Source organism: Streptomyces sp. NPDC096040 (genome assembly GCF_040303265.1).
In the GTDB taxonomy this organism is placed as follows: Bacteria; Actinomycetota; Actinomycetes; order Streptomycetales; family Streptomycetaceae; genus Streptomyces.
Window position 1 is genome coordinate 58,521 of sequence record NZ_JBEOTA010000006.1, and the last position, 25,138, is coordinate 83,658.

Below are 25,138 nucleotides of genomic sequence, written 5' to 3' on the forward strand. Positions count from 1 at the left end.
CCCACACCGTGCGGGTGGGGCCCCTTCGCCGTCCTACCGGGTCCAGGTACGGGTACGCAGCGGCAGCCCCGACGCACCCGGCTCCGGGGTCTTGACGGCCAGCACCTGGTTGACGCCGATGCGGTTGCGTTCGAAGGCGAGGGCGGAGGCGGCCATGTACAGCCGCCAGACGCGGGCCCGGCCGGGGCTGGTGAGCCGTACCGCCCGCGCCCAGTCGGCCTCCAGGTTGGCCACCCACCGGCGCAGGGTCAGGGCGTAGTGCTCGCGCAGGGACTCCACGTCCCGCACCTCGAACCCGGCCCGCTCCAGCTGGGTGACGGTGGTGCCGATCGGGGCGAGTTCCCCGTCCGGGAAGACATACGCGTCGATGAAGTGGTCGACGTGGTAGGCCGCCTCGTCGCGCTGCGGCCGCCGCGCGATCTGGTGGTTGAGCAGCCGGCCGCCCGGCTTCAGCAGCGCGTACAGATCACTCGCGTACTTCAGGTACTTCTCCGCGCCCACGTGCTCGGCCATCCCGATCGACGAGATCGCGTCGTACGGCCCGTCCCTGACGTCCCGGTAGTCCTGGACCCTGATCTCGACCCGGTCCGTCAGACCCTCGTCGGCGACCCGTTTACGGGCGTACGCGGCCTGCTCCTGGGAGAGGGTGACCCCGACGACGCTCACGCCGTGCTCGCGGGCCGCGTGGATCGCCATCGAGCCCCAGCCGCAGCCGACGTCGAGCAGCCGCTGACCGGGTTTCAGATCGAGCTTGCGGCAGACGAGTTCGAGCTTGTCGCGCTGGGCGGTCTCCAGGGTGCCGTCGTCCTCCCAGTACGCGCACGAGTAGACCATCGACGGCCCGAGGACGATCTCGTAGAAGTCGTTCCCCACGTCGTAGTGATGGCTGATGGCCTGTTTGTCGCTGCGGCGGGTGTGCAGCTGGCGGCGTCTGCGGACCTCCTCGCGGGGCGGGGTGGGCGGGAGGGGCGGTCCGGCGAGCTTCAGCAGCTCCCGGGCGGCTGCCCGCACCTCGGGGTCGCGCAGGGCCTGGCCGAGGGTACGGCCGTCCTCCCCGCGCTCCCAGATCAGTCCGGACATCACCGCCAGGGCGCTGTACAGGTCGCCCTCGATGTCCAGATCTCCGGCGACCCAGGCCCGGGCCAGGCCCAGTTCACCGGGCTTGAACAGCAGGTAACGCAGGGCACGGCGGTTACGGATCACGAGTGCCGGAGCGTCCGGCGGTCCGGCCTGTGATCCGTCCCAGGCCCGCAGCCGTACCGGGAGCGGAACTCCCAGCACCTGCTCGGCAACACTCCTCAGCCGCGACGCGGCGTCGGCCATGGCGCACACCTCCAAGACGACGATCCCGGATGCCGGTTACCACGTAAACACCGTGAGGGCAGCAGCGCAGTCCCGCAAAGGAGTTACGGCTGGGCAAAACAGCTGTAGCGGCCACGCAGTTGCGGCTGCTCCCGGGAACGCCGAAGGACCTCCCGCACCACGGATGGCGGGAGGTCCTTCGGGTGGTTCGTCGACCGTTGGCCGAGGCCCGGCCATGGCCGGCAGGCCCTGGCCCAGGGGGCTTTGGCCTAGGAGGTTTCGACTCAGGAGACCCTGGCCCAGCAGTCCCCGACCTAGGAGGCCTTGGCCTTCTCCTCGGTCTTCGGGGCGGCGACCGGAGCCGGCTTGGCGGCCTCGTAGAACTCCTCGCGGGGGTTCTCCATGGCGCCGAGGGACACGACCTCGCGCTTGAGGAACATGCCCAGCGTCCAGTCGGCGAAGATACGGACCTTGCGGTTCCAGGTCGGCATCGCCAGACCGTGGTAGCCACGGTGCATGTACCAGGCGAGACGGCCCTTGAGCTTGATCTTCGTCTTGCCCAGGACGATCATCGCGACGCCCTTGTGCAGACCCAGACCGGCGACCGCGCCCTTGTTGGCGTGGCTGTACTCCTTCTGCGGGAAGCCCCGCATACCGGAGACCACGTTGTCGCCGAGGACCTTGGCCTGACGCAGCGCGTGCTGCGCGTTCGGCGGGCACCAGGCGTTCTCGACGCCGGCCTTGCGGGCGGCGACGTCCGGCACCTGGGCGTTGTCGCCCGCGGCCCAGATGTAGTCGGTGCCCTGCACCTGGAGGGTGGGGGCGGTGTCCACGTGGCCGCGCGGGCCGAGCGGCAGACCGAAGCGGGAGAGCGCCGGGTTCGGCTTGACGCCCGCGGTCCACACGATCGTGTTGGAGTCGACCTCAAGGCCGTTCTTCAGCACGACGTGGCCGTCGACGCAGGAGTCCATCGAGGTGGAGAGGTAGATCTCCACACCGCGGCTCTCCAGGTGCTCCTTGCCGTACAGGCCGAGCTTCGGGCCGACCTCGGGAAGGATCTTGTCGGCAGCGTCGACGAGAACGAAGCGCATGTCCTCGCGGGACACGTTCTTGTAGTACTTCGCCGCGTCGCGGGCCATGTCCTCGACCTCGCCGATGGTCTCCGCGCCCGCGAAGCCACCGCCGATGAAGACGAAGGTGAGCGCCTTGCGGCGGATCTCCTCGTCGGTCGTGGAGTCGGCCTTGTCCAGCTGCTCCAGGACGTGGTTGCGCAGGCCGATGGACTCCTCGATGCCCTTCATGCCGATGCCCTGCTCGGCGAGGCCGGGGATCGGGAAGGTACGGGAGACCGCGCCGAGCGCGATGACCAGGTAGTCGAACGGCAGCTCGTACGCCTCGCCCACGAGGGGGGCGATCGTGGCGACCTTGCGGTCCTGGTCGATGGTGGTGACCCGGCCGGTGAGGACCTCCGCCTTCGGCAGCACGCGTCGCAGCGGGACGACGACGTGCCGAGGGGAGATGCTGCCGGCGGCGGCTTCGGGGAGGAAGGGCTGGTAGGTCATGTACGACCGGGGGTCGACGACCGTGACGGTCGCCTCGCCGTAGCGCATCTTCTTGAGAATGCGCCGAGCTGCGTACAGGCCTACGTACCCACCGCCTACTACGAGGATCCTGGGACGCTCCGTGGTGCTCATGGCATCGAGTATCCACCCGCCCCCGGGGGGTCGCTCGTGCGCCCCTTCACAAGGTTCGGCGGGGGTCGTGCTACACTCCGCCGCCCACGTGACACAGGTCATGGTCAACAGCGGGAACCCACTTCCGATACGACCCGTTGTCAATGCCGCGTGAGCTGCCTCTCCAGGCTTCCGGGGCACCCTCGGGACACCGGATGTCACCCTCACGAGACCCTCCCGGAACACCTTCCGAACGCTCTCCTGAGCGCGCTCCCGGGCCTGTTGAGACCCCGTACGGCCCAACCGGGGCGGATCGACCCCCCACCTGCACGGAATTCCTTGTGAAGAACTTCACGAACTTTTCCGGCGGTGTGTCGTGGCACGGCGTGTCAGGGGCCGTCCGGGGTGCTCACCCGTCGTTCCGCATGCTCATCGGAGGTGGTCGGGAAGGTCAGGCGATGGACCAGGCGATCCCGTCGAGGATGTCGTGCTCGCTCACCACGACCTCCGCCGCGCCCACCCGATCCATGATCGACAACAGCACGAGGGCACCGGCACCGATGACGTCGACGCGCCCAGGGTGCATGGAGGGGATCGCGGCGCGCTCGGCGTGGGTGGAGTGCAGCAGGCCCTCGGTGATCTCCCGGACCCGGTCGTAGGGGATACGGGAGTGGTGGATGGCGGCGGAGTCGTACTCCGGCAGGTCCTGGTGGATCGCGGAGAGGGTGGTGACCGATCCGGCGAGACCGACCAGGGTGCGCGCCTCGCGCAGCGGCACGGTCTGCTCCGCGAGGTCGAGGGCGCGCTCGATGTCGGCCCGCATGGCGGCGATCTCGGCTTCGGTCGGCGGGTCGCTGACGTGCCCCTCGTGCACCAGGTGCCGCTCGGTCATCCGCACACAGCCGACGTCCACGGACCGGGCGGCCCGCACGTGCTCGTCCCCGACCACGAACTCGGTGGAGCCGCCGCCGATGTCCACGACGAGGAAGGGCCTGGCGAGGTCGTCGCGGCCCGTCAGCTCCTTCGTCGCACCCGTGAAGGAGAACTCGGCCTCCTGGTCGCCGCTGATGACCTCCGGCTCGACACCGAGGATGTCCAGCACCCCGCGCACGAACTCGTCCCGGTTCTCGGCGTCCCTGGAGGCGGAGGTGGCGACGAACCGCAGCCGCTGCGCCCCGTGCTCCTTGATGACCGCCGCGTACTCCCGGCAGGCGGCGAAGGTCCGCTCCAGCGCCTCGGGTGCGAGCCGCCCGGTCCGGTCGACCCCCTGCCCGAGCCGCACGATCACCATCCGCCGGTCCAGATCGACCAGCTCCCCGGTCCCGGGGTCGGCGTCGGCGACGAGCAGCCGGATGGAGTTGGTGCCACAGTCGATGGCGGCGACGCGGGTCATGACTGGTGTTCCTTCTCTGTTCGTGACGTCTCGGCCGGCCCTGTCACCACGCAGGCGCCCTTGAGCCACCACTGGGGCAGCATGGCGATCGCCTCGTCCCCCAGCGGGTTCACGCCGGGCCCCGCCGCCAGCGAGTGCGCGACCAGCACATGGAGGCACTTCACCCGGTCCGGCATCCCGCCGGCGCTCGGGAACCCCGTGAGCTCCTCGATCTCGTCCCGGCGCCGGATGTAGTCCTCGTGCGCGGCCCGGTAGGCCGCCGCCAGCTCCGGATCGCTCTCCAGCCGCGCCGTCATCTCCTTCATCACCCCGTCGGCCTCCAGGGTGCCGATGGCGGACGCGGCCTTGGGGCACGTCAGGTAGTACAGCGTCGGGAACGGCGTGCCGTCCGGCAGCCGCGGCGCGGTCTCCACGACGTCCGGCTGCCCGCAGGGGCACCGGTGCGCGATCGCCCGCAGCCCGCGCGGCGGCCGCCCGAGCTGCTGCTTGAAGGCCTCGACGTCCGCGTCGGTCGGCTCGGTGCGCGGAGTGGAGGGCGGAGGCGTTTGCATGACTGTGTTCTGTGTGGCTTTCTGTCGGTTCACTGGTCGGACGCGTCGGACTTGTCGACGCCGTCCCAGACGTTCGCGTACCAGGGCCGGTCGGCCGCCCCAAGGTTGGCGTGCGCCTGCTTGGCGACGGCGGGGTCGATCACGATGTACCCCGTCTCCCCCGGCATCACATAGTGCAGCCGCTCCCGGATCTGCTGCTCGGCGTACGCGTCGTCCTGCCATCGGGCCTTGACGTCCCGCAGCTGCTCGACCCGCTGCCGGGCCTGCTCCTGCTGCCGTTCCAGGTCGGCGATCTCGGCGCGCTGGGAGACGTACTGCCGCATCGGATAGGCGAGCGCGACGATCATCGTGCAGAGCACGATCGCGAGCAGCGCGGCGCGGCCGGTGAGCCGGGAGCGGCGGGCCTGGCGCCTGGTCTGGGAGCGGTAGACCCGGGCCGCCGTCTGCTCGCCGAGCAACTTCAGCCTGGTCGCGGTGGAGAACCGGTCCCGGTCCTTCGCGGCCATGTCCCCGCCTCCCGTTCACACGCGCGTACGTCCCCGCACACGGTACGGGACCGGTACGGGGACGTACGTACGACTGGCTAAGGCTTGACCCCGTAAGGGTCAGCCCGGTCAGCCCTTGCTGTGCCTACTGGTCCGCAGAGCGGAACCGCGGGAAGGCGCTGCGGCCGGCGTACACCGCGGCGTCGTCGAGGATCTCCTCGATGCGCAGCAGCTGGTTGTACTTGGCGACGCGCTCCGAGCGGGCCGGGGCACCGGTCTTGATCTGGCCGCAGTTGGTGGCGACGGCGAGGTCGGCGATGGTGACGTCCTCGGTCTCGCCGGAGCGGTGGGACATCATGCACTTGAAGCCGTTGCGCTGGGCAAGCTCGACGGCGTCCAGGGTCTCGGTGAGCGAGCCGATCTGGTTCACCTTGACGAGCAGCGCGTTGGCGGCGCCGTCCTCGATGCCGCGGGCCAGGCGCTCCGGGTTGGTGACGAAGAGGTCGTCGCCGACGATCTGGACCTTGTCGCCGAGCTTGTCGGTGAGGACCTTCCAGCCGGCCCAGTCGTCCTCGAACAGCGGGTCCTCGATGGAGACCAGCGGGTACGCGGAGACGAGCTCCTCGTAGTACTCGGTCATCTCGGCGGCCGAGCGGGACTTGCCCTCGAACTCGTACTTGCCGTCCTTGTAGAACTCGGACGCGGCGACGTCGAGCGCCAGCGCGATCTGCTCGCCCGGGACGTATCCGGCCTGCTTGATCGCCTCGAGGATGAGGTCGAGGGCCGCGCGGTTGGACTCCAGGTTCGGGGCGAAGCCGCCCTCGTCGCCGAGGCCGGTGGACAGGCCCTTGTTCTTCAGGACCTTCTTCAGGGTGTGGTAGACCTCGGCACCCCAGCGCAGCGCCTCGGAGAACGACTCCGCGCCGATCGGGGCGATCATGAACTCCTGGATGTCCACGTTGGAGTCCGCGTGCGAGCCGCCGTTGAGGATGTTCATCATCGGCACCGGCAGCAGGTGCGCGTTGGGGCCGCCCAGGTAGCGGAACAGCGGCAGGTCGCTGGCCTCGGAGGCGGCGTGGGCGACGGCGAGGGAGACGCCGAGGATGGCGTTGGCGCCGAGCGAGCCCTTGTTGTCGGTGGCGTCCAGGTCGAACATGGCCTGGTCGATCAGGCGCTGCTCGGTGGCGTCGTAGCCGACCAGCTCCGGGCCGATCTGCTCGATCACGGCGAGGACGGCCTTCTCGACGCCCTTGCCCAGGTAGCGGTTGGGGTCACCGTCGCGGAGCTCGATGGCCTCGAAGGCGCCCGTGGAGGCGCCGGACGGGACGGCGGCACGACCCGTGCTGCCGTCGTCGAGGCCGACCTCGACCTCGACCGTGGGGTTGCCTCGGGAGTCCAGGATTTCCCGGGCTACGACGACGTCGATGGACGGCACGAGCATCTCCTTCTTGGGATGTGACGCTGGTTGTGCGGGCGCACGCGGGCCTTGTCGGCCCTTGCTCAGCCTTGCGACTAGAGCCTAACCGTCCCGGGGCCGTCAGCCGGCCGACCGACCGGCCCGTGGACACACAGACGGTACTCATTGTTCACGCGCGGAACAAAGGGGGGCCCGATGAAGAACGGAAGAAGAGCGGGTCAAGAAGAGGACGGCAAAGAGAAACCCCGCCCCGGTGCGTACGGGGGAAAACGCACCGGAGCGGGGGCTCGTGGGGGGACGGGGGTGGCCCTCACGTGCTCCTCACTGTGAGGAGCACGGCTGTGCGGGCGCTGTGGTTCAGCTGGCGCCCGCCTATTACTTCGCGGGCGCTTACTTCAGGTGCAGCTGCTGACCCGGGTAGATGAAGTCGGCGTCGTCGACGATGTCCTTGTTCAGCTTGAACAGCGCCTGCCAGCCGCCCTTGACCTTGTGCTTCTCGGCGATCGAGCTGAGCGTGTCGCCCTTGACGACCTTGTACTCGCCGTCGCCCTTCTTGACCTTCTTGCCGGTCGGGGTGGTGACGGTCTTCTTGGCGGCCGGACGCTCGGCGGAGCGGGAGGCGGCCTGGGTGTCGGTCGTACGGCTGCTGGCGCCGCTGTTCGACGAGCTGGAGCTGGAGGACGAGCTGCTGCCGGTGTAGGCGGCGCTGGACAGGCCCGTGCCGCAGACCGGCCAGGCGCCCTTGCCCTGCGCGGCGAGGACCTTCTCGGCGATCTCGATCTGCTGCGCCTTGCCGGCCTGGTTGGCCTGCGCGGCGTACTGGGTGCCGCCGTACGCGGCCCAGGTGGAGGCGGAGAACTGCAGACCGCCGTAGTAGCCGTTGCCGGTGTTGATGGCCCAGTTGCCGCCGGACTCGCACTGGGCGACGGCGTCCCACTCGGAGGCGGTGGCGGCGGAGGCGGTGCCGGACGCCATCAGCGGGGCGGCGATGGCGACACCGGTCACGCCGGCGAGCGCGGCGGCGCGGGTGGCCTTGGACGGACGACGGTGCTTGCCCTTGCCGGAAAACAGCATGGTGGATCCCCTCACCGACGCCTGCGAGGTGAGCTGTCGGGTTCGGGCCGGTTGAGTTGCCCTGCCGCGCACCTCGCGGTGCGCGGCTTCACCCCGAGCCGGACACGGCAGCCTCAACTACCGGTCCCGGCACTTACCTTGGGTCCCCCGCTCCTGCCTACGGCGCTTGACGCGACGACTGTTCCCGGGCAGTCGCTGGCAGGACTCGGCGTTGCGACGGCCGGGGCTCGTGGTGACGAGCGGCCTTGACCGTAAACAGGCGATCAGGTGAATTTCAAAGATGATCAGGGCTTCTGAGACTCATCCCACACTTTCACCAAACCGGACATTTGACTTCTAAGTGGGGCGGTTCGAGAGCGCCAACTCCCGCTAGTCTTCGTCCGTTTCAGTGCCGAGCTTCAGGGTCTGACCGGGGGCGATGTGGTTCGGGTCGGTGCCGATGTCGGCCTTGTTGGCGGCATAGAGCGCGCGCCATCCTCCGTCGAGGTCAAGGGAGTCGGCGATGGAGGCGAGGGTGTCGCCGTCCCGGACGGCGTAGGTGCCGGCGTCACGGGAGGCGTGACGGCCGGAAGAAGTCGCACTCTGACCGTTTGTCACGTTTTCGTCCGCCGAGCCGCCGCGATGCTTGCCGCCGCCACTCACGGCTCCCGTGTCGACCAGGCTCCAAGAGCCGCCGGTCTGCCATGAATCGTCCGACTCATCGGCTTCGGACGCGACGACGGGGTTCTCGCTCGCCTTCGAGGTGCCGGAGCCGTTGGATCCCGACTTGTCCGCCTTGGTGGAGTCGGCAGGGGCGCCCGTACCCGAGTCCTCACTCGCGCTCGGGGACGGGGTGGCGGAGCCGGCTCCGGAGTTCGCGGCACCCGAGGAGGAGTTGGACGAGCCGGAATCAGATGAACCGGATGAATCAGATGAAGAGGACGAATCTGACAACCCGGAGGACGAGTCGGAGGAGCCCGACGTGTTGTCCGATCCGTCGAGGCCCGTGTCGACGTTCACCGAGGCGTCGTCCGAGGAGAGCCCGGCGAGCAGGGCACAGGTCCGCCAGGGCTTGGTGCCCTGGTCGGCGAGGATCTTCTCGGCGACGGCGATCTGCTGTGAACGGCTCGCCTGGTCCGGCGTGGTGGCGTACTCCTGGCCGCCGTACTGGTCCCAGTCGTCCTGGGACATCTGCAGGCCGCCGTAGTAGCCGGTGCCGGTGTCCATGCTCCAGGAGCCGCCGCTCTCGCACTCGGCCACCCGGTCCCAGGTGCTGCCGTCGGCCGCGTTGGCGCTCGCCGCCCCGAGGAGCGGGATGGCGATGGCGGAGCCGGTCACGCCGGCCGCGACGAGGATGGCCGGAGCCTGACGGGGGCGACGGTGACGACCGTTCCCGGAGAGCATGCGGAAACCTTTCGAGCGACAGCGGTGACCGGCGACGGGTCCCGCCGGGGCGTCGCACTGATGGGTGAACGTATAGGCAGACGATCACTTGTCACAAGTTAATGCCGCGCAGATCACGTGAAGATCACAGACTTGAACACTGGTCATCTTTGCCGGTGGGAGGCCGGAGGGAGGCGTGCCGGTGGCGGATGCCGTGGTGGGTGCCGGTGGTGGGCTCATCGGCCGTCGGGAGTGAACTCCACGGGGAGCGTGCGCAGTCCGCGCATGATGAGCCCGCCGCGCCAGCGCAACTCGCTCTCCGCCACCGCGAGTCGCAGGTCGGGGAGACGGCCGAGGAGGGTGGCGAGCGCGGTCTGTCCTTCCAGGCGGGCGAGCGGGGCGCCCAGGCAGTAGTGGATGCCGTGGCCGTATCCGAGGTGCTGGTTGTCCCGGCGTGCGAGGTCGAGCGTGTCCGGCTCGGCGAACCGCTCCGGGTCCCGGTCCGCGGCGGCGAGTACGACGAGGACCGGGTCGCCTGGCGCGATGCGCTGCCCGCCGATGCCGAGCGGCTCGGTGGCGAACCGCCAGGTGGCCAGCTCCACCGGCCCGTCGTAGCGCAGCAGTTCCTCGACACCGGTCTCCAGCAGCCCGCGTTCGCCGGCGGCGAGGGAGTCCTGGAGGCGGCGGCGCTGTGCCGGGTGGGTGAGCAGGGCGTACGTCCCGTTGCCGATGAGGTTGACCGTGGTCTCGAAGCCGGCGAACAGGAGGATGAAAGCCATGGCGGCGGCCTCGTTCTCGGTGAGGTGCTCGCCTTCGTCGGAGGCCCGGATGAGCCCGGAGATGAGGTCCTCACCGGGGGCGGGCTCGGCGGACAGCGCCTCCCGCTTCCGGTGGATCAGCTCGGCCAGATATCCCCGCATCTTCTTCACGGACCGCGCGACCCCGCCTCGCGGCCCTCCCCCGTGTCGGATCATCATCCCCGCCCAGTCCCGGAAGTCGTCCTGGTCCTCACGGGGGACGCCCAGCAGGTCGCAGATGGCGTAGATGGGCAGCGGGAAGGCGAACTCATGGATGAGGTCGGCCTCGCCCCGGTCCGCGAACCCGTCGATGAGCCGGTCGGTCAGCTCCTGCACCCGGGGCGCGAACTCGGCGACCCGGCGCGGTGTGAACGCCTTGCTGACCAGCCGGCGCAGCCGGGTGTGGTCCGGCGGGTCGATGTTCAGCAGATGCGTCATCAGCTCGGCCTTGCGCTCCCCGGGGATCCCGGTCTTCCCCTTGGCGTGCGCGGGCTCGTCGTGATGCGCCGGGTTCTTGGACAGCCGGGGGTCGGCGAGGGCCTGCCTGGCGTCGGCGTAGCGGGTGACCAGCCAGGCCTCGACCCCACTGGGAAGCCGGGTGCGATGCACGGGCGCGTGTTCCCGGAGCCAGGCATAGGCGGGGTAGGGGTCGGCGGCGAACTCCCAGGTGAAGAGGTCGGGGGCGGTGGGCTGGGGAACCGCTGGGTGAGGGGCGGGCTGGTCGGTCACTCCTCGACGGTAGCCGCAGGGCACGGGACCGTGTCAGTGGCCCTCCGTCTCCCTGATCGCGTCCCGGTAGGCCCGGGCCGCCGCGCGCAGGGCCGCTTCCGGGTCGACCCCTTCCGCCTCGGCCCGTACCGCCAGCGCGAGCAGTTGGTACCCGATGTCCTCCGCCTTGGGCAGTGGTACCTCCATCCCCGCCGTCCGCACCCGGGAGGCGAGTTTCGCCGCCAGGGCGAGACCCGGCTGGGCGAGGGGTATGCTGTCCGTGACCGACTCGCGCCGCTTCTCGATCGCCTTCGTGCGCAGCCAGTGCTCCTTGACCTCCTCCGGTGTCGAGGCGGTCTCGTCGCCGAAGACATGCGGGTGGCGGTGGATGAGTTTCGCGACGATGCCCCCTGCCACGTCGTCGACCGAGAAGGGGGCGTCCGGGTCCTCCTGGGCGATGCGCGCGTGGAAGACGACCTGGAGGAGCACGTCGCCCAGCTCCTCCCGCAGTTCGTCGCGGTCGCCGGCCTCGATCGCCTCGACGAGTTCGTACGCCTCCTCGATGGCGTACTTCGCCAGGCCCTCATGGGTCTTCTGGGACGACCAGGGGCACTCCGTGCGGATGCGGTCCATGACCTGGACGAGGTCGAGGAGGCGGGCGCCGGGCAGGTCGTAGGAGGCGGGGAGCAGCTCCAGCTGGGGCATCGGGACCCGGCCGGAGCCGGCGAGGCGGGCCAGGCCGTCGGTGAGGGCGGGCTCGCCCTCACCCGTCGCCACGACCACCACCGTCCGCCCGCCGGCGCAGGCGTCGACCAGCTCCTGGGCGGTGGGGGCGGCCTCGTCCACGGTCGTCCCGGCCTCGCGCAGATACGGCAGCTGCGGATGCGCGCCGTCCGCGCACAGCACACGGTCCGCCGAGCGCAGCGCCTGCCAGGCGGGCCAGGACAGCAGGCCGGGGGCGACGCGGTGGCTGGTGGTGAGCAGGACGATCCGGCCGGTGTCGGGGGCGGTGGGAGCAGAGGGTTCCGGGCTGGTGGTGTTCACGATCCGAACGTAACGCACCCGCGCCGCCGACCTCGGGCGTTGTCCACAGGATGGGGATGATCAAGCGATCGTATGACCGCTTCCGTCGGCCCCGCCTACGCCGTCACCTGCGTCCCCGACGACGTGACCTCCCGTACCCACGGCGTCTTGGCGTCCACCCGGCTGCTCTTCTCGACGTCCCAGGCGCCGTAGCGCGGATTGAGGTCGATGTGGAGTTCCTGGGACGCCTTGGACAGTGCCTTCCAGAAGGCGGGCTGGGTGGTGTCGGTGCCGAGGAGCTGGGCGAGTTTCTGGGCCTCCAGCTGGAGGCGGAGGTTGTCGTCCAGGCGCTTGGGGGCGACGCCGTACTTCTGGAGCCAGGCGTTCTGGAGCGCCTTGGAGCCGCCGGCCTGCTGTTCGAGGCCGGTGCGCATCTGCTGGATCTCCTTGCGGGTGACGCTGATGCCCGCGTCCTGGGCGGCCCGGTGCAGCACCTGGTCGAGAACCATGTTGTGCAGGGTGTCCCGGGTGAGGCTGCTGGTGGCGGCGAGTACCTGCTGGTACTGCCGCTCGTCGGGCACCGCCGCGCGCTGCGCCTGGCGGACCTCGTTCACGCGGGTCTGCAGCTGGGCGACGCTGATCCGCTGGCCGCCGACGACGGCCGCCGCGCCCGGGTGCGCGTCGCTTCCGCAGGCGGTGAGGAGGGGGGCCGCGGTGACGATCGCGGCGGAGAGGAGGAGCGCGGTGCGACGGCGGCGGTGCAAGGGAACCTCCCGAGGAGATTGTGCGACGGTGCACAAAGTCTTGCGGTGATCGATGGTAGGCAGTCGGCAAGCTCTGGCCAACCCATTCGACCAACGATTCACTCGCGCATCCGGCACCGCCGCGCCACTCCCCGGAAGGGTTTGCGGTACGGACGGGCTCAGCCCGTGATCGCCACCGGCGCGTCCCACGCGTCACGGTCCACGGTGATCGTGTAACCGCCGCGCGTCTCCTTGCTGTTCACCATGTACTGGTGCGCCCGGCTGTGCCCGGTGAACTGGGTCGCGCCGAACGGCCAGTCCGCCGTGGTGGTGTTGTTCTTGTCCCACAGCGCGTACCAGAGGTTGCCCGGCAGGTCCGTCTTGTCGGTGGCGTTCGCGATCGCCTTGGCGCTGGAGCTGGTGAAGCCGTAGAAGCCCGCGCGGTAGATCTTCGCGCGCAGTTGCTTGTCGAAGGCGCGCACATAGGTGAGGACGGCGTTGTTGCACGACGTGTTCGTCGTGTCGTACGCCTCCATGTCGAGGTAGATCGGGCTGCCCGCCTTCATGCCGAGGGCGGCGGCCTTGGCGACCGCGTCGGTGGCGTCGCTGGTGCCGAGGGAGGCGGCGTTGGCGGTGGTCATCTTCTCCGGGTTGGAGCCGCTCTGGCAGGACGGCTGGGCGCCGACGTAGAGCGGGATGAGCTTCCAGCCGCCCGCGGAGACGGACTTGACCCAGGAGGCGGTGAGGTTGGGCTGGGCGCAGCCGCGGTTCTTGCCGCCTATGTAGACGGCGGCGGCGCCGTAGAGGCCGCCGTGCCAGGCGTTCATCGCGCCGAGCGAGGGCGCGGTGCAGGTGTCGAAGGCGCGGCCGGTGTACGTCTTCTGGGCGGGCCAGGTGGTGGCCGCCATGGACGTCTGCGCCGCTATCCCACCCCCGGCGACGACCGCGGCTCCCGCCACGCCCCAGGTGATGTATCTGCGCTTCTTCGACTGCCGATGGCTGGACATGCCGTAACCCCACCCCTGTGTGTGCACTGTGCAAGGAGGATCATTGTGCAAGAAGAGGCAAGGCACTTGGACCGCGGGGCCCCTGTCGCGCGTGCCGGGTCCGCCAGGACCTAGCCCCGCACCTGTCCCAGCCACTGGAGCGTCCGCCGGATCTCGCCCGCCATGGGGTGGCCGGGTCCGTGCAGCCGTTCCACGTCGAGCAGCAGCCGGGTGAGGGTGTCCTGGGCGGCCGGCCGGTCGCCGAGCGCGAGCAGCAGATGCCCGATCCGGCGGCGCACGTCGTGCGCGAGCTGTGGATCGCCGGCCACGTACTGGTTCTCGTAGTACGGCAGCAGCGCGCGGTACTCGGCGAGCGCCGCCGCCGGTTCGCCCAGCTGTTCCAGGCACTGGGCGGTCTCGTAGCGGAAGCGCAGGGACTGCGGGTCGGCCTGGCCGGCCTCGGCGGCGCGTTCGTCGGCGAGCCGGCGCAGTTCGGGCAGCGCGCGCCGGTACTGGCCGTCGTCCATCAGGGTGGCCGCGTACTGCTTGCGCAGGGTGCGTACGACCGTGGAACGCTCGCCGTGCTGGTCGGCGGCGACCGGCAGGATCGCGCCCAGGATGTCGACGGCCTGGGTGATGCGCCCCTCCCCGAGCAGCCGCTTGACCTCGTCGACGGCGGCGGCGACATCGGGTCTTGCGGGTACGGCGGCCACGGGGGCGGCGGGCTGGGGCGCGGGCGTCCGCGCGCGGTCCGGCCAGGGAGCGTGCGGGCGCAGGAAGGGGCGCGTGGGGTCCAGGGGCGCCCCGGTATGCATGCCTCGCGCGGGCAGGAGCGGGACGAGGTTCTCGTACACCTCCTGGGCGGAGCCGGGCCGGTGCTGGGGGTCCTTGGCGAGCAGCCGCAGCACCAGCGCCTCCAGCGGCTCGGGCACCTCGGGGCGGAGCCGGCGCACCGGCACCGGCTGCTCGTACAGATGCCGGTGCAGCACGCCGAGCGAGGTGGAGCCGGCGAACGGCACCTCCCCGCTGAGCAGTTCGTGCAGCAGCACCCCGAGCGCGTACAGGTCCGTGTACGGACCGACCGCGCCGCCCATCGCCTGCTCGGGCGCCATGTAGGCGGGCGAGCCGATGGGGGTGCCGGTGTGGGTGAGGCGGGTGGTGTCGGTGTCCATCACGGAGGCGACACCGAGGTCCAGGACGGTGATGGTGCCGTCCTGCTTGACCATCAGGTTGCGCGGCTTGAGGTCGCGGTGGACGATCGGCACGGCGTGCACGGCGCTCAGCACCGCGCACAGTTGCGCGGCCACCGCGACCGCCCACGGCCAGGGGTACGGATCGTGCTCCGCGAGGTGCCCGGCGAGGTCGGTGCCGTCCACGTACTGCATGACGAGGAACAGCTCGTCGCCCTCGGTGCCCGCGTCGTGCACGGTGACCAGGCCGGGATGGTCGACCTGCGCGGTCACCCGGCACTCCCGCAGGAAGCGGCGGCGCAGTTCGTCGGCGTCCGCGCCCGCCACCTTGTCGGGGCGCAGCAGCTTCACCGCCACGCGCCGGTCGAGCCGCTGGTCGTACGCCGTCCAGACCTGGCCCATGCCGCCCTGCCCGATGAGCGTGGACAGCTCGTAGCGGTCGGCGACGGTCCGCCCGGTCGCCACGGTCACCTTCCGCCCTCGTTACGGCTGTCGTGCTTGCGCAGATAGTCACTGAGCTCGTCGAGCTCGGCACGCACCTGGTCGATCCGCGCGGGCCCCGGGCGCTGGGGCGGCGCGGGTATCGGGGGCACGGTGTGCGGGGGCGGGGTGTGCGGCGGCTGCGCGCGCAGGGGCGTCGTCGTGGCGTACGGCGAGGCGGGGGGCGCGTAGCCGTACGTCTGCGCCGCGTACGCCTCGCGCTGCCGCTGGAAGTGGCGTACGTCGGCGGCGAGATAGTAGATGGTCGTGACCAGGAGCGTGCCGAACAGCAGCGTGATCCCCAGGTAGCCGCCGGCCGTGTGCACGTCGTCGCCGGGCTCGGTGGCCAGCAGCACGATGCTGAGGAGGTCGGCCGCGGCCACCGCCACCAGCAGGCCGAACTCCGCCGGCCTGCGGGTCACCACGGCCAGCCGCAGCATCATCACCCAGGCCAGGAAGCCGGCGCTGAACACTCCCATCGCCACGAACACCACGCGCACCAGGACCAGTACCGCGTCGTGCGGCGGCCGCTGCACCGGCTGCGCATGGCCCTGGCCTTGCATGATCGCTCCTGTATTGCCTGAAATAGGGCGTACCTGCCCGTCCGGTGCATCCGTTTACGGACAACACCGGTCGCGCGGTGGTCGCTCCGAGCATATGGCCCGATGCCGACGTGCGGTCCGGGTTGTATCGAACCGTTGTGTGCCGGGCGCCGGGCGGCCCCGTCCACGCCCCCGGCGCGGGCCGATGCGCGAGCCGTCGCGTCAGTGTGCCTTGAAGCGCGACGGTGCCTTGGTCGGGTTTCCGCCCGCGGGAAGCTTCTGGCCGGGGCAGGTGGCGAGGACCTTCTTCATCGCGGTCTTCTCGGCGGCGGTGACCCACAGGCCGTACTTCTTCTTCACGGCCACCTGCGCGGCGACATAGGTGCAGCGGTAGGCCTTGTCGGGCGGCAGCCAGGTGGCGGTGTCGCCGTCGCCCTTGCCGCGGTTGGCGCTCGCGTCGACGGCCAGCAGGTTGAGCGGGTCGTTGGCCAGGGCTATGCGCTTGCTGGCGTCCCAGTACTTGGCGCCCGTCTGCCAGGCGTCTGAGAGGGCCACGAGGTGGTCTATGTCGACCAGGCTGCGGCCGCGCTTGTAGGTGACGTCCTTGCCGGAGTAGGGGTCCGGGTCCAGTACGCCGGAGGAGACCTTGCAGTCGCCGTCGGTGAACTTCACCTCCTTGAGGTCCCGCTTGAGTATGTCGTCCCGCGTGTCGCAGGAGTTGGAGTCGGTGTCCGCCCAGGCGGAGCCGAACTTCTCCCGGGAGTAACCGGTCTTCGGCGCCCGGCCCTTGACGGTCAGCGCGTCGGCGGCGGTCAGCGCCGCTCCCCCGCCGCCGCCCGTGCCCGGGGCTCCCGGGCTCCCCTTGTCCTGCAGGTCCTTACAGCCGGTCACGGCGAAGATCATGACGACAGCGATGACCGCCCCGCCCCTCAGACGCGTCACGTGCGCCCCCTCTTCCTTCCCTGTCTCCGCCTCCACGCGGGCGGATCTCTCCCGGCCCACGGTAGCCGCAGCGCGGTTCGCATCGAACAGGACCCAAAGGGGCGGACAGCGACCAACTCCCCCTTATCAGAACCCGCTTTGACGCTCCGGAAGAAGCCCGGGAGGTACCCCTTCGCGCCCGCTCACACCGCGCCACGGTCACACACCGCAGCGCCCGCCGCACCGCACGCCTTGCCGAGCCGCTCAGCGCCGGCAGGGCCCGGGGCAGACACCGTGCCGCGATCAGTGCAGGCCCGGCGGGCCGAAGGTCGCCGTGGCGGTCGCGTCGACAACGAGGTCCGGTGTGCAGGGGTGCCGGGGCGCGGCGAGCGTCAGGGGCGTACCGCCGTCGCCCGAAGTCGTCCAGCGCCCCGGGCCGGGCGGGCGCGGAGGCCGGCCGGTGACGCAGGCGCCGTGCCGGGACGGGGAGGGGACGCGGCCAGTGTCAAGGAAACCGGCACCAGCCGCGCCTCGCCCGTTCTACGACCCGAGAACCGATGCCAGGAACTCGCCGACCCAGCCCAGCAACTCCCGCCCCACCAGCGGCTTTCCACCCACCTTCGCGGTCTTCGGGCGGGGCACCAGCAGCTGGTGGGCGGTCGGCTTGATGACGGTCCCCGGGTACAGCCGCTTGACCCGCAGCTCCTGCGATTCGCGCAACTCGACCGGAGCGAAGCGGATGTTGGTGCCCTGGAGGACGATCTCGCCGACCCCGCACGCGCGGGCGAGCATCCGCAGTCCGGCGACCAGGAGCAGGTTCTCCACCGGCTCGGGCAGCTTGCCGTAGCGGTCGGTGAGTTCCTCGCGGACCGCCTTGATGTCCTCCTCCGAGTTGGCGGAGGCGATGGACCGGTACGCCTGGAGACGCAGCCGCTCGCCGGGCGCGTAGTCGTGCGGGACGTGCGCGTCGACGGGCAGCTCGATCCTGACTTCCAGCGGCGGCTCCTCCTCGATCTCCCCGGTCTCCAGCTGCCGCCGGTAGTCCGCGACCGCCTCGCCGACCATCCGGACGTACAGGTCGAAGCCGACGCCCGCGATGTGCCCGGACTGCTCGCCGCCGAGCAGGTTGCCGGCGCCGCGGATCTCCAGGTCCTTCATCGCCACATACATGCCGGCACCCATCTCGGTGTGCTGGGCGATGGTGGCGAGCCGTTCGTGCGCGGTCTCGGTGAGCGGCTTCTCCGGCGGGTACAGAAAGTATGCGTACCCGCGCTCACGCCCCCGGCCGACCCGGCCGCGCAGCTGGTGCAGCTGGGACAGGCCGAAGGTGTCGCCGCGTTCGACGATGAGGGTGTTGGCGTTGGAGATGTCGATACCGGACTCGACGATCGTCGTGGAGACGAGGACGTCGAACTTCTTCTCCCAGAAGTCGACGACGACCTGTTCCAGCGCCGACTCCGACATCTGGCCATGGGCGGTGGCGATGCGCGCCTCGGGGACGATCTCACGGAGGCGGGAGGCCGCGCGGTCGATGGACTCGACCCGGTTGTGGATGTAGAAGACCTGGCCCTCGCGCAGCAGTTCGCGGCGGATGGCGGCGCCGATCTGCTTCTCCTCGTACGGGCCGACGAAGGTGAGCACCGGGTGCCGCTCCTCCGGCGGGGTGGTGATCGTGGACATCTCGCGGATGCCGGTGACCGCCATCTCCAGGGTGCGGGGGATCGGGGTCGCCGACATGGTCAGCACGTCGACGTTGGCGCGGAGCTTCTTCAGCTGCTCCTTGTGCTCGACGCCGAAGCGCTGCTCCTCGTCGACGACGACCAGACCGAGGTCCTTGAACTTGGTCTCCGAGGAGAACAGCCGGTGGGTGCCGATGACGATGTCGACCGCGCCCTCCCTGAGGCCCTCAAGGGTCGTCTTCGCCTCGGTGTCGGTCTGGAAGCGGGAGAGCGCCTTCACGCTCACCGGGAACTGCGAGTACCGCTCGGAGAACGTGCCGAAGTGCTGCTGCACCAGCAGGGTGGTGGGCACGAGGACGGCGACCTGCTTGCCGTCCTGTACGGCCTTGAAGGCGGCCCGGACCGCGATCTCGGTCTTGCCGTAGCCGACGTCGCCGCAGACCAGGCGGTCCATGGGGATCGACTTCTCCATGTCCTCCTTGACCTCGGCGATGGTGGTCAGCTGGTCGGGGGTCTCCGCGTACGGGAAGGCGTCCTCCAGCTCGCGCTGCCACGGTGTGTCCGTGCCGAACGCGTGCCCGGGGGCGGCCATCCGCGCGCTGTACAGCTTGATCAGATCGGCCGCGATCTCCTTGACGGCCTTCTTGGCGCGCGCCTTGGTCTTCGTCCAGTCCGCGCCGCCGAGCCGGTGCAGGGTGGGCGCCTCGCCGCCGACGTACTTGGTGATCTGCTCCAGCTGGTCGGTGGGGATGTACAGGCGGTCGCCCGGCTGGCCGCGCTTGGCGGGGGCGTACTCGACGACCAGGTACTCGCGGGTGGCGCCCTGGACGGTGCGCTGCACCATCTCGATGTAGCGGCCGACGCCGTGCTGCTCGTGGACGATGTAGTCGCCCGGCTCCAGGGTGAGCGGGTCAATGGTCTTGCGGCGCCGCGCGGGCATGCGGGCGCCGTCCCGGCCGGCCGCCTTCTGCCCGGACAGGTCGGTCTCGGTGAGCACGGCCAGCCTGAGCGCCGGGTCGACGAAGCCGTAGTCGATCGAACCGCAGGACACATGCACGACCGAAGGGCTCAGCTCGCCCAGGTCGACGTCCAGACGGGCCGCGATGCCCTCGCCGCCGAGCACCTCGACAGTGCGGGAGGCGGGACCGTGGCCCTCGGTCACGTACACCGTCCGCCAGCCGTCGGCCAGCCAGCCCTTGGTGTCGGCCAGAGCCTTGGCGGTGTCGCCGCGGTAGGTCTCCGGGGCGTGCATGCCGAGCTTGAGGGTGTCGGCGGACAGCTCCTCGTCGGCGGCGAACGGCGACACCGACCACCACATCATGTCCCGCTCGCGCGCGCGGTCGCGGACGTCCGCGATCGACCACAGGGAGGCCGCGTCGACGTCGATAGGCGCCTCGCCGCCGCCCGCGGTGGCCGCCCAGGAGGCCTGCAGGAACTCCTGGCTCGTGGCAACGAGGTCGGCGGCACGTGTGCGGACCCGCTCCGGGTCGCACACGACGGCCATCGCGTCCTTGGGCAACACGTCGAGCAGCAGTTCCATGTCGTCGACCAGGACCGGGGCGAGCGACTCCATGCCCTCGACCGCGATCCCCTCGGCGATCTTGTTCAGCAGCTCGCCCAGCTCCGGGTGCTGTTCGGCGAGGGCACGCGCGCGTGCGCGGACCTCGTCGGTCAGCAGCAGCTCGCGGCATGGCGGCGCCCACAGGCCGTGCTCGGCGACCTCGAGGGAGCGCTGGTCGGCGACCTTGAAGTAGCGGATCTCCTCGACGTCGTCGCCCCAGAACTCGACGCGCAGGGGGTGTTCCTCGGTGGGCGGGAACACGTCCAGGATGCCGCCGCGCACGGCGAACTCGCCGCGCTTCTCGACGAGCTCCACGCGCGCGTAGGCGGCGGCCGCGAGGGCTTCCACGATCTCGTTCAGATCGGCGCTCTGGCCGGTGCGCAGAGCCACCGGCTCCAGGTCGCCGAGGCCCTTGACCTGCGGCTGCAGCACGGACCGTACGGGCGAGACGACGACGGAGACCGGGCCGGTCTCGGGGTCGTCGGAGCTGGGGTGGGCAAGCCGGCGCAGGACGGCGAGGCGGCGGCCGACGGTGTCGCTGCGGGGGCTGAGCCGCTCGTGCGGGAGCGTCTCCCAGGAGGGGTACTCCACGACGCCCTCGGACGGCAGCAGCGTGCGCAGGGCGGCGGCCAGGTCCTCGGCCTCGCGGCCGGTGGCGGTGACCGCGAGCACGGGGCGGCCGGTCTCGCGGGCCAGGGCGGCGACCGCGAAGGGGCGGGCCGCAGGGGGGCCGACCAGGTCGACGTGCATGCGGTTGCCGTCCGCGGCCGCCTTGATCGCTTCCGCGAGTGCGGCGTCCTTGACGACGGCGTCGAGCAGACCGTGCAGGCTCATTCAGGGCGGCTTTCGTCCGGGGGTGGGCAACGCGAAGTGCCCGGCGCGGGCTGCGACCGGGGGGTCTCCAGCCTACGTCGCCGCGTGGGCGTGCGCCGGGGGCTGTGGACAACCTCCGCCGCGGACACCAGGAGTCACATATGCCACGCGAATCGCCCGGTGCCGTCAGCCGCGGTGCCGTCGGTCGTCGAAGCGCCGCCGGGCCGTCTCGGTGTGGGCGGGACGGTGGGGTGGACGGTCCGTTCGACCAGGCCGTTGCGCTCCAGCATGCGCGGGTTCTCGCCGCACAGGTCGAGCGGTGTCACGTCGACGTCGCCGCCGCCCTGTCCGGGGCCGACGGCACCTTCGGCGATGTGGCGAAGCCGACCGTCCACGCCGTCGACCGGACCCCGGACAAGATGCCGACGCTCCTGGAGGGCATCTCCCGGGCGGCCACGGCACCGGGGGGCACCCTGGCGCCGCCGGCCACGCTGATCGGCGTCGCGGCACTGGACGTACCCGGGCATCTGGTCGCGATCGAGGCCATTGCCGTACTCGACTGATCCGGTTGCCCTCTCCCGGGCATGCGTCCGGCGCCGAGAAGACCCCCGTGGCTCCTCGGCGCCGGACTTTCCCCCGTATGCGGTGGTCTCTCAGTCGCTCCCGTCAGTCCGTCGCGATCGCGTTCAGGACGTTCATGCGGCCCGCCCGGAACGCCGGGACCAGTGCGGCGAACAGGCCCACGAAGGCCGAGCCGACGAAGACCCCGATGATCGTCGGCCAGGGGATGTCCAGGACCTTCAGGCCCTGCAGGGCGAGCAGCTTCTGGGCCGTCGCACCCCAGCCCATGCCCAGCCCCAGGCCCAGCAGGGCGCCGAAGAGGGCGATGACCACGGACTCCATGCGGATCATGCGGCGCAGCTGGCGGCGGGAGAGGCCGATGGCCCGCATCAGGCCGATCTCCCTCGTCCGCTCGACCACCGAGAGCGCCAGGGTGTTCACGACACCGAGGATCGCGACGATGATCGCCAGGGCGAGCAGCCCGTAGATCAGGTTCAGCAACTGGCCGATCTGGTCCTTCAGCGCCTGCTTGTAGTCGGTCTGGTCGCGCACGGTGTACTGCGGGTAGTCGTGCAGCGCGCTCTTGAGCGTCTTGTACGCGCTGTCCTGCTGCCCGTCCTTGGCGGTGGCGAAGACCAAGTCGTCGAGCGGCATCTTGTCGGCCGGCACGTACTTGGCGAGCGTGGCGATCGACGTGTACTTGGCTCCGGCGTCGATGAGGCCGTCGCTGCTGGTGATCGCCCGGACCGTCAGCCGGGCCGTCCGCCCCTCCTTGAACCTGAGGGTGATCCTCGAGCCGAGGTGGATGCCGTGCGCCTTGGCGAACTTCTCGTGCACGGACATCGAGTCCGGCAGGTAGGCGTCCTTGAGGTCACCGGCGACGGTCTTGGTCCGCAGGTCGGTCGCGTACGTCGGGTCGGCCGCCGTGATGTCGGTGTCCCTGAGCGTCTTGCCGTCGGGGGTGGTGTAGTCGGCCTCGGTGACCCGGTACTCGGTGACCCGCGCGAGCCCCGACGTGTCCTTGATCGCCTTGACGGCCTGGGGGGTGATCCGCTGGCCGCTGTCGGACTGGATGATGAAGTCCGTGCCGACGGTCTTGTCGAGCTGGTCGGTGGCGGAGGCGACCATGGAGGAGCCGACCACCGAGAGGCAGGCGACCAGCGCGAGCCCGATCATCAGGGCGGCGCCCGTGGCACCGGTACGGCGCGGGTTGCGCAGCGCGTTGCGTTCGGCCATGCGTCCGACGGGGCCGAACATCCGCAGCAGGACGGCGCCCAGGACCCGTACCACGGCGCCCGCGAGCAGCGGGCCGATGACGACGAACCCGATCAGCGAGAGCACGATGCCGAGGCCCAGCCAGGCGGCGCCCTCCGACGCCTTGTCGGAGCCCGCGGCCAGGTAGAGGCCGTAGCCGCCGCCGGCGGTCAGGAGAAGGCCCAGCAGGGCGCGTACGACGCCTGCCCTGGCGTCGGCGGGGGCGCCCGCGTCGCGCAGCGCGGCCATCGGGGAGACCTTGCCGGCCCGCCGGGCGGGCAGGTAGGCGGCGAGGACGGTGACGACGACGCCGAGGACCAGACCGAGCGCGGGCGTCGTCCAGGCGACCGTCAGATCGCTGGTCGACAGGTGCATGCCCATCGAGCCCATGAGCTTCATCAGCCCGACCGCGATGCCGACGCCCGCGCCGACGCCGAGGACCGAGCCGACCACGCCGAGCAGCAGCGCCTCGACGAGCACGGACCGGTTGACCTGGCGGCGGCCGGCGCCGATGGCCCGCATCAGGCCGATCTCCCGGGTGCGCTGGGCGACCAGCATCGAGAAGGTGTTGATGATCAGGAAGATGCCGACCAGGAAGGCGATCCCGGCGAAGCCGAGCATCGCGTACTTCATGACGTCCATGAAGCTCGCGACGTCCTTCTGGTTGGCGTCGGCGGTCTCCTTGGCGGTCTGCACCTGGTAGCCGGCGCCGAGTTCGCCGATCACGTTCTTCTTCAGCTGCGCGTCGGTGACACCGGAGGCGGCCGTCACGTTGACGTTCGTGAAGACACCGCTTCGCCCGACGAGGGTGCGCTGCGCGGTCCTGGTGTCCAGGTAGAAGATCGCGGCACCGGGGTTGGTGACGGTGAAGTCGGCGATGCCGGAGATCTTCGCGGTGTGCGTGCCGACCGCGCTGATCACGCCGATCTCGTCGCCGAGCTCCAGGTGGTGCTTGTCGGCGGTGTCGGCGTCCACCATGACCTGGCCGGAGTTCTTCGGCGCCGCGCCGGAGGTGATCTTCATGGTGCGGGCGTCGTTGGAGTTCCAGCTGCCGACGATGGTCGGTGCCCCGCTGGACGGCGACAGGCTGTCCTTCTTGGCGTCGACGACGGTCACGGACGTCGAGAAGACCGTTCCCTCGGCCGCCTTGACGCCGTCCGCCGCACGGACCCGGGCGACCACCGAGGCCGGCATGACGGGCGGCCTGCCGTTGTCGGAGGTCGTCGCACCGGTGTCGGAGGCGCCCTTGGCGCTGACCGTCACATCGGACGAGGTCGCCGCGAACAGCTTGCCGAACGTCGTGTTCATCGTGTCGGTGAACACCAGCGTGCCGCACACGAACGCCACCGACAGCAGCACGGCGACGGCCGACAGGGCCATGCGTCCCTTGTGCGCGACGAAGTTGCGCATCGAGGTCTTCAGGACGGTCATGACGTACGCCCCCGCGCGTCGAAGTCCTTCATGCGGTCCAGGACGGTCTCCGCGGTCGGCTTGAACATCTCGTCGACTATCCGGCCGTCGGCGAGGTAGAGCACGCGGTCCGCGTAGGAGGCGGCCACCGGGTCGTGCGTGACCATCACGATGGTCTGCCCCAGTTCGTCGACGGAGCGGCGCAGGAAGCCGAGAACCTCCGCGCCCGCGCGGGAGTCGAGGTTTCCGGTCGGCTCGTCACCGAAGATGATCTCGGGGCGCGCGGCGAGGGCGCGCGCCACGGCCACGCGCTGCTGCTGACCGCCCGAGAGCTGCGTGGGACGGTGCTTGAGCCGCCCCGCGAGCCCCACGGTGTCGACCACGCGCCCCAGCCACTCCCTGTCGGGCTTGCGCCCGGCGATGTCCATGGGCAGCGTGATGTTCTCCAGCGCGTTCAGCGTCGGCAGCAGATTGAACGCCTGGAAGATGAACCCGATCCGGTCCCGGCGCAGCTTCGTGAGCTTCTTGTCCTTCAGGCCGGTGATCTCGGTCTCGTCCAGGTGGATCTGACCGCTCGTCACGGTGTCGAGCCCGGCGAGGCAGTGCATCAGGGTGGACTTACCGGACCCCGAGGGGCCCATGATCGCGGTGAACTGCCCCCGCGCGATGTCCACGTCGACGTGGTCGAGAGCGACGACACGGGTCTCCCCGGACCCGTACGCCTTGACGACCTGCCGCGCCCGCGCGGCAACGGCCGTACGCCCTCCAGTGCCCCCGTGCCTGGGAATGGTCACAGCCGATGTCACGGTATGTCTCCTAAGTCGGTCAGCGAACGGGCGGCGCGATGCCGCGCCTTGCTGTGCAGCGATTGGTACGACGATGAGTCTCGCGGTGCGCGGGGTCCCTCCGCGCTGGTGCGAAGCCCCGTCTTTCCCGGGGGAAAACCCCACCCCCGCCGGTTCGGTCAACCGCCCCCCGGCGGCCTGAAGCCAGGTTAAGGACGGCAGGGGTGCCGTCTCCTCCTCCGGCGGTACGAAGCCTCCCCGAGCCGTAGTACGGAGGACCCCCTAGGGGAAGTCCACCGCCGGGTGGAGCCCTTCTCCGGGTCCGGCTCCACCCTTCGGTGCAGGCAGCCTCCCCCCTCTCCTCGCGTGAGGGTCACGTGGGTGCGCACTCCCGCCAGGTCGGGGTGGCACCACGACGCTTCCCGGTC

18 protein-coding genes, 2 pseudogenes and 1 riboswitch are annotated in these 25,138 nt (G+C 70.5%); of the genes and pseudogenes, 1 reads left to right on the forward strand and 19 read right to left on the reverse strand.

Annotated features, from left to right (window positions below):
- Positions 1–33: 33 nt before the first annotated feature.
- The 17 genes and pseudogenes from ABTY98_RS09270 to ABTY98_RS42260 all read right to left on the reverse strand — a co-directional run.
- Positions 34–1,323 carry a class I SAM-dependent methyltransferase gene (locus tag ABTY98_RS09270; RefSeq protein ID WP_352220260.1) on the reverse strand — a complete coding sequence of 430 codons (1,290 nt, stop codon included), beginning with the start codon at positions 1,321–1,323 and terminating at the stop codon, positions 34–36.
- A 293-nt stretch (positions 1,324–1,616) separates the two neighbouring features.
- The gene (locus ABTY98_RS09275; protein ID WP_352220261.1) at positions 1,617–2,996 is read right to left on the reverse strand and encodes an NAD(P)/FAD-dependent oxidoreductase; all 1,380 of its coding nucleotides are present in this window, start codon (positions 2,994–2,996) and stop codon (positions 1,617–1,619) included.
- 430 nt (positions 2,997–3,426) lie between these two features.
- The gene (locus ABTY98_RS09280) at positions 3,427–4,368 is read right to left on the reverse strand and encodes a Ppx/GppA phosphatase family protein (protein ID WP_352220262.1); all 942 of its coding nucleotides are present in this window, start codon (positions 4,366–4,368) and stop codon (positions 3,427–3,429) included.
- Positions 4,365–4,919: a DUF501 domain-containing protein gene (locus ABTY98_RS09285; RefSeq protein ID WP_352220263.1), complete on the reverse strand. Its 555-nt coding sequence runs from the start codon at positions 4,917–4,919 to the stop codon at positions 4,365–4,367. Before ABTY98_RS09285 ends, ABTY98_RS09280 begins: the two co-directional genes overlap by 4 nt.
- A gap of 29 nt (positions 4,920–4,948) precedes the next feature.
- Positions 4,949–5,425, reverse strand: a complete 477-nt coding sequence (locus tag ABTY98_RS09290; RefSeq protein ID WP_352220264.1) for an FtsB family cell division protein — start codon at positions 5,423–5,425, stop codon at positions 4,949–4,951.
- Positions 5,426–5,549: 124 nt separating this feature from the next.
- Positions 5,550–6,845 carry a phosphopyruvate hydratase gene (eno, locus tag ABTY98_RS09295; RefSeq protein WP_352220265.1) on the reverse strand — a complete coding sequence of 432 codons (1,296 nt, stop codon included), beginning with the start codon at positions 6,843–6,845 and terminating at the stop codon, positions 5,550–5,552.
- 366 nt (positions 6,846–7,211) lie between these two features.
- Complete coding sequence (locus tag ABTY98_RS09300; protein ID WP_352220266.1) at positions 7,212–7,895, reverse strand: transglycosylase family protein; 684 nt, start codon at positions 7,893–7,895, stop codon at positions 7,212–7,214.
- Positions 7,896–7,898: 3 nt separating this feature from the next.
- Positions 7,899–8,070: riboswitch (cyclic di-AMP (ydaO/yuaA leader) on the reverse strand.
- Between the two features lie 194 nt (positions 8,071–8,264).
- Complete coding sequence (locus ABTY98_RS09305; RefSeq protein WP_352220267.1) at positions 8,265–9,278, reverse strand: transglycosylase family protein; 1,014 nt, start codon at positions 9,276–9,278, stop codon at positions 8,265–8,267.
- 215 nt (positions 9,279–9,493) lie between these two features.
- On the reverse strand, positions 9,494–10,783 hold the full coding sequence (locus ABTY98_RS09310) for a cytochrome P450 family protein (RefSeq protein ID WP_352220268.1): 1,290 nt from the start codon (positions 10,781–10,783) through the stop codon (positions 9,494–9,496).
- A 33-nt stretch (positions 10,784–10,816) separates the two neighbouring features.
- Positions 10,817–11,806, reverse strand: a complete 990-nt coding sequence (locus ABTY98_RS09315; RefSeq protein ID WP_352220269.1) for a nucleoside triphosphate pyrophosphohydrolase — start codon at positions 11,804–11,806, stop codon at positions 10,817–10,819.
- 95 nt (positions 11,807–11,901) lie between these two features.
- Positions 11,902–12,549, reverse strand: a complete 648-nt coding sequence (locus ABTY98_RS09320; protein ID WP_352220270.1) for a SurA N-terminal domain-containing protein — start codon at positions 12,547–12,549, stop codon at positions 11,902–11,904.
- 158 nt (positions 12,550–12,707) lie between these two features.
- Positions 12,708–13,535, reverse strand: coding sequence for a glycoside hydrolase domain-containing protein (locus ABTY98_RS09325; RefSeq protein ID WP_352220271.1), 828 nt, complete (start codon positions 13,533–13,535; stop codon positions 12,708–12,710).
- 110 nt (positions 13,536–13,645) lie between these two features.
- Entirely contained in the window at positions 13,646–15,133 is a 1,488-nt protein-coding gene (locus tag ABTY98_RS09330) for a protein kinase domain-containing protein (protein ID WP_352220488.1), read from the reverse strand.
- Between the two features lie 38 nt (positions 15,134–15,171).
- On the reverse strand, positions 15,172–15,747 hold the full coding sequence (locus ABTY98_RS09335; RefSeq protein WP_352220272.1) for a hypothetical protein: 576 nt from the start codon (positions 15,745–15,747) through the stop codon (positions 15,172–15,174).
- 201 nt (positions 15,748–15,948) lie between these two features.
- On the reverse strand, positions 15,949–16,668 hold the full coding sequence (locus tag ABTY98_RS09340; RefSeq protein ID WP_352220273.1) for an HNH endonuclease family protein: 720 nt from the start codon (positions 16,666–16,668) through the stop codon (positions 15,949–15,951).
- Positions 16,669–17,187: 519 nt separating this feature from the next.
- Complete coding sequence (gene mfd, locus ABTY98_RS09345; protein WP_352220274.1) at positions 17,188–20,721, reverse strand: transcription-repair coupling factor; 3,534 nt, start codon at positions 20,719–20,721, stop codon at positions 17,188–17,190.
- 134 nt (positions 20,722–20,855) lie between these two features.
- Positions 20,856–21,002: pseudogene (locus ABTY98_RS42260) on the reverse strand (winged helix-turn-helix transcriptional regulator); the annotation flags it as partial.
- On the opposite strand from ABTY98_RS42260, the pseudogene ABTY98_RS09350 reads away from it, so the two are divergent.
- A pseudogene (locus ABTY98_RS09350) lies at positions 21,000–21,263 on the forward strand (RidA family protein); the annotation flags it as partial. The pseudogenes ABTY98_RS42260 and ABTY98_RS09350 overlap by 3 nt on opposite strands.
- A 103-nt stretch (positions 21,264–21,366) precedes the next feature.
- Here ABTY98_RS09350 and ABTY98_RS09355 read toward each other — a convergent pair.
- Together ABTY98_RS09355 and ABTY98_RS09360 are read right to left on the reverse strand one after the other, a co-directional pair.
- Positions 21,367–23,946, reverse strand: coding sequence for an ABC transporter permease (locus tag ABTY98_RS09355; protein ID WP_352220275.1), 2,580 nt, complete (start codon positions 23,944–23,946; stop codon positions 21,367–21,369).
- Entirely contained in the window at positions 23,943–24,731 is a 789-nt protein-coding gene (locus ABTY98_RS09360) for an ABC transporter ATP-binding protein (RefSeq protein ID WP_352220276.1), read from the reverse strand. The genes ABTY98_RS09355 and ABTY98_RS09360 overlap by 4 nt, the downstream gene beginning before the upstream one ends.
- Positions 24,732–25,138 lie beyond the last annotated feature (407 nt).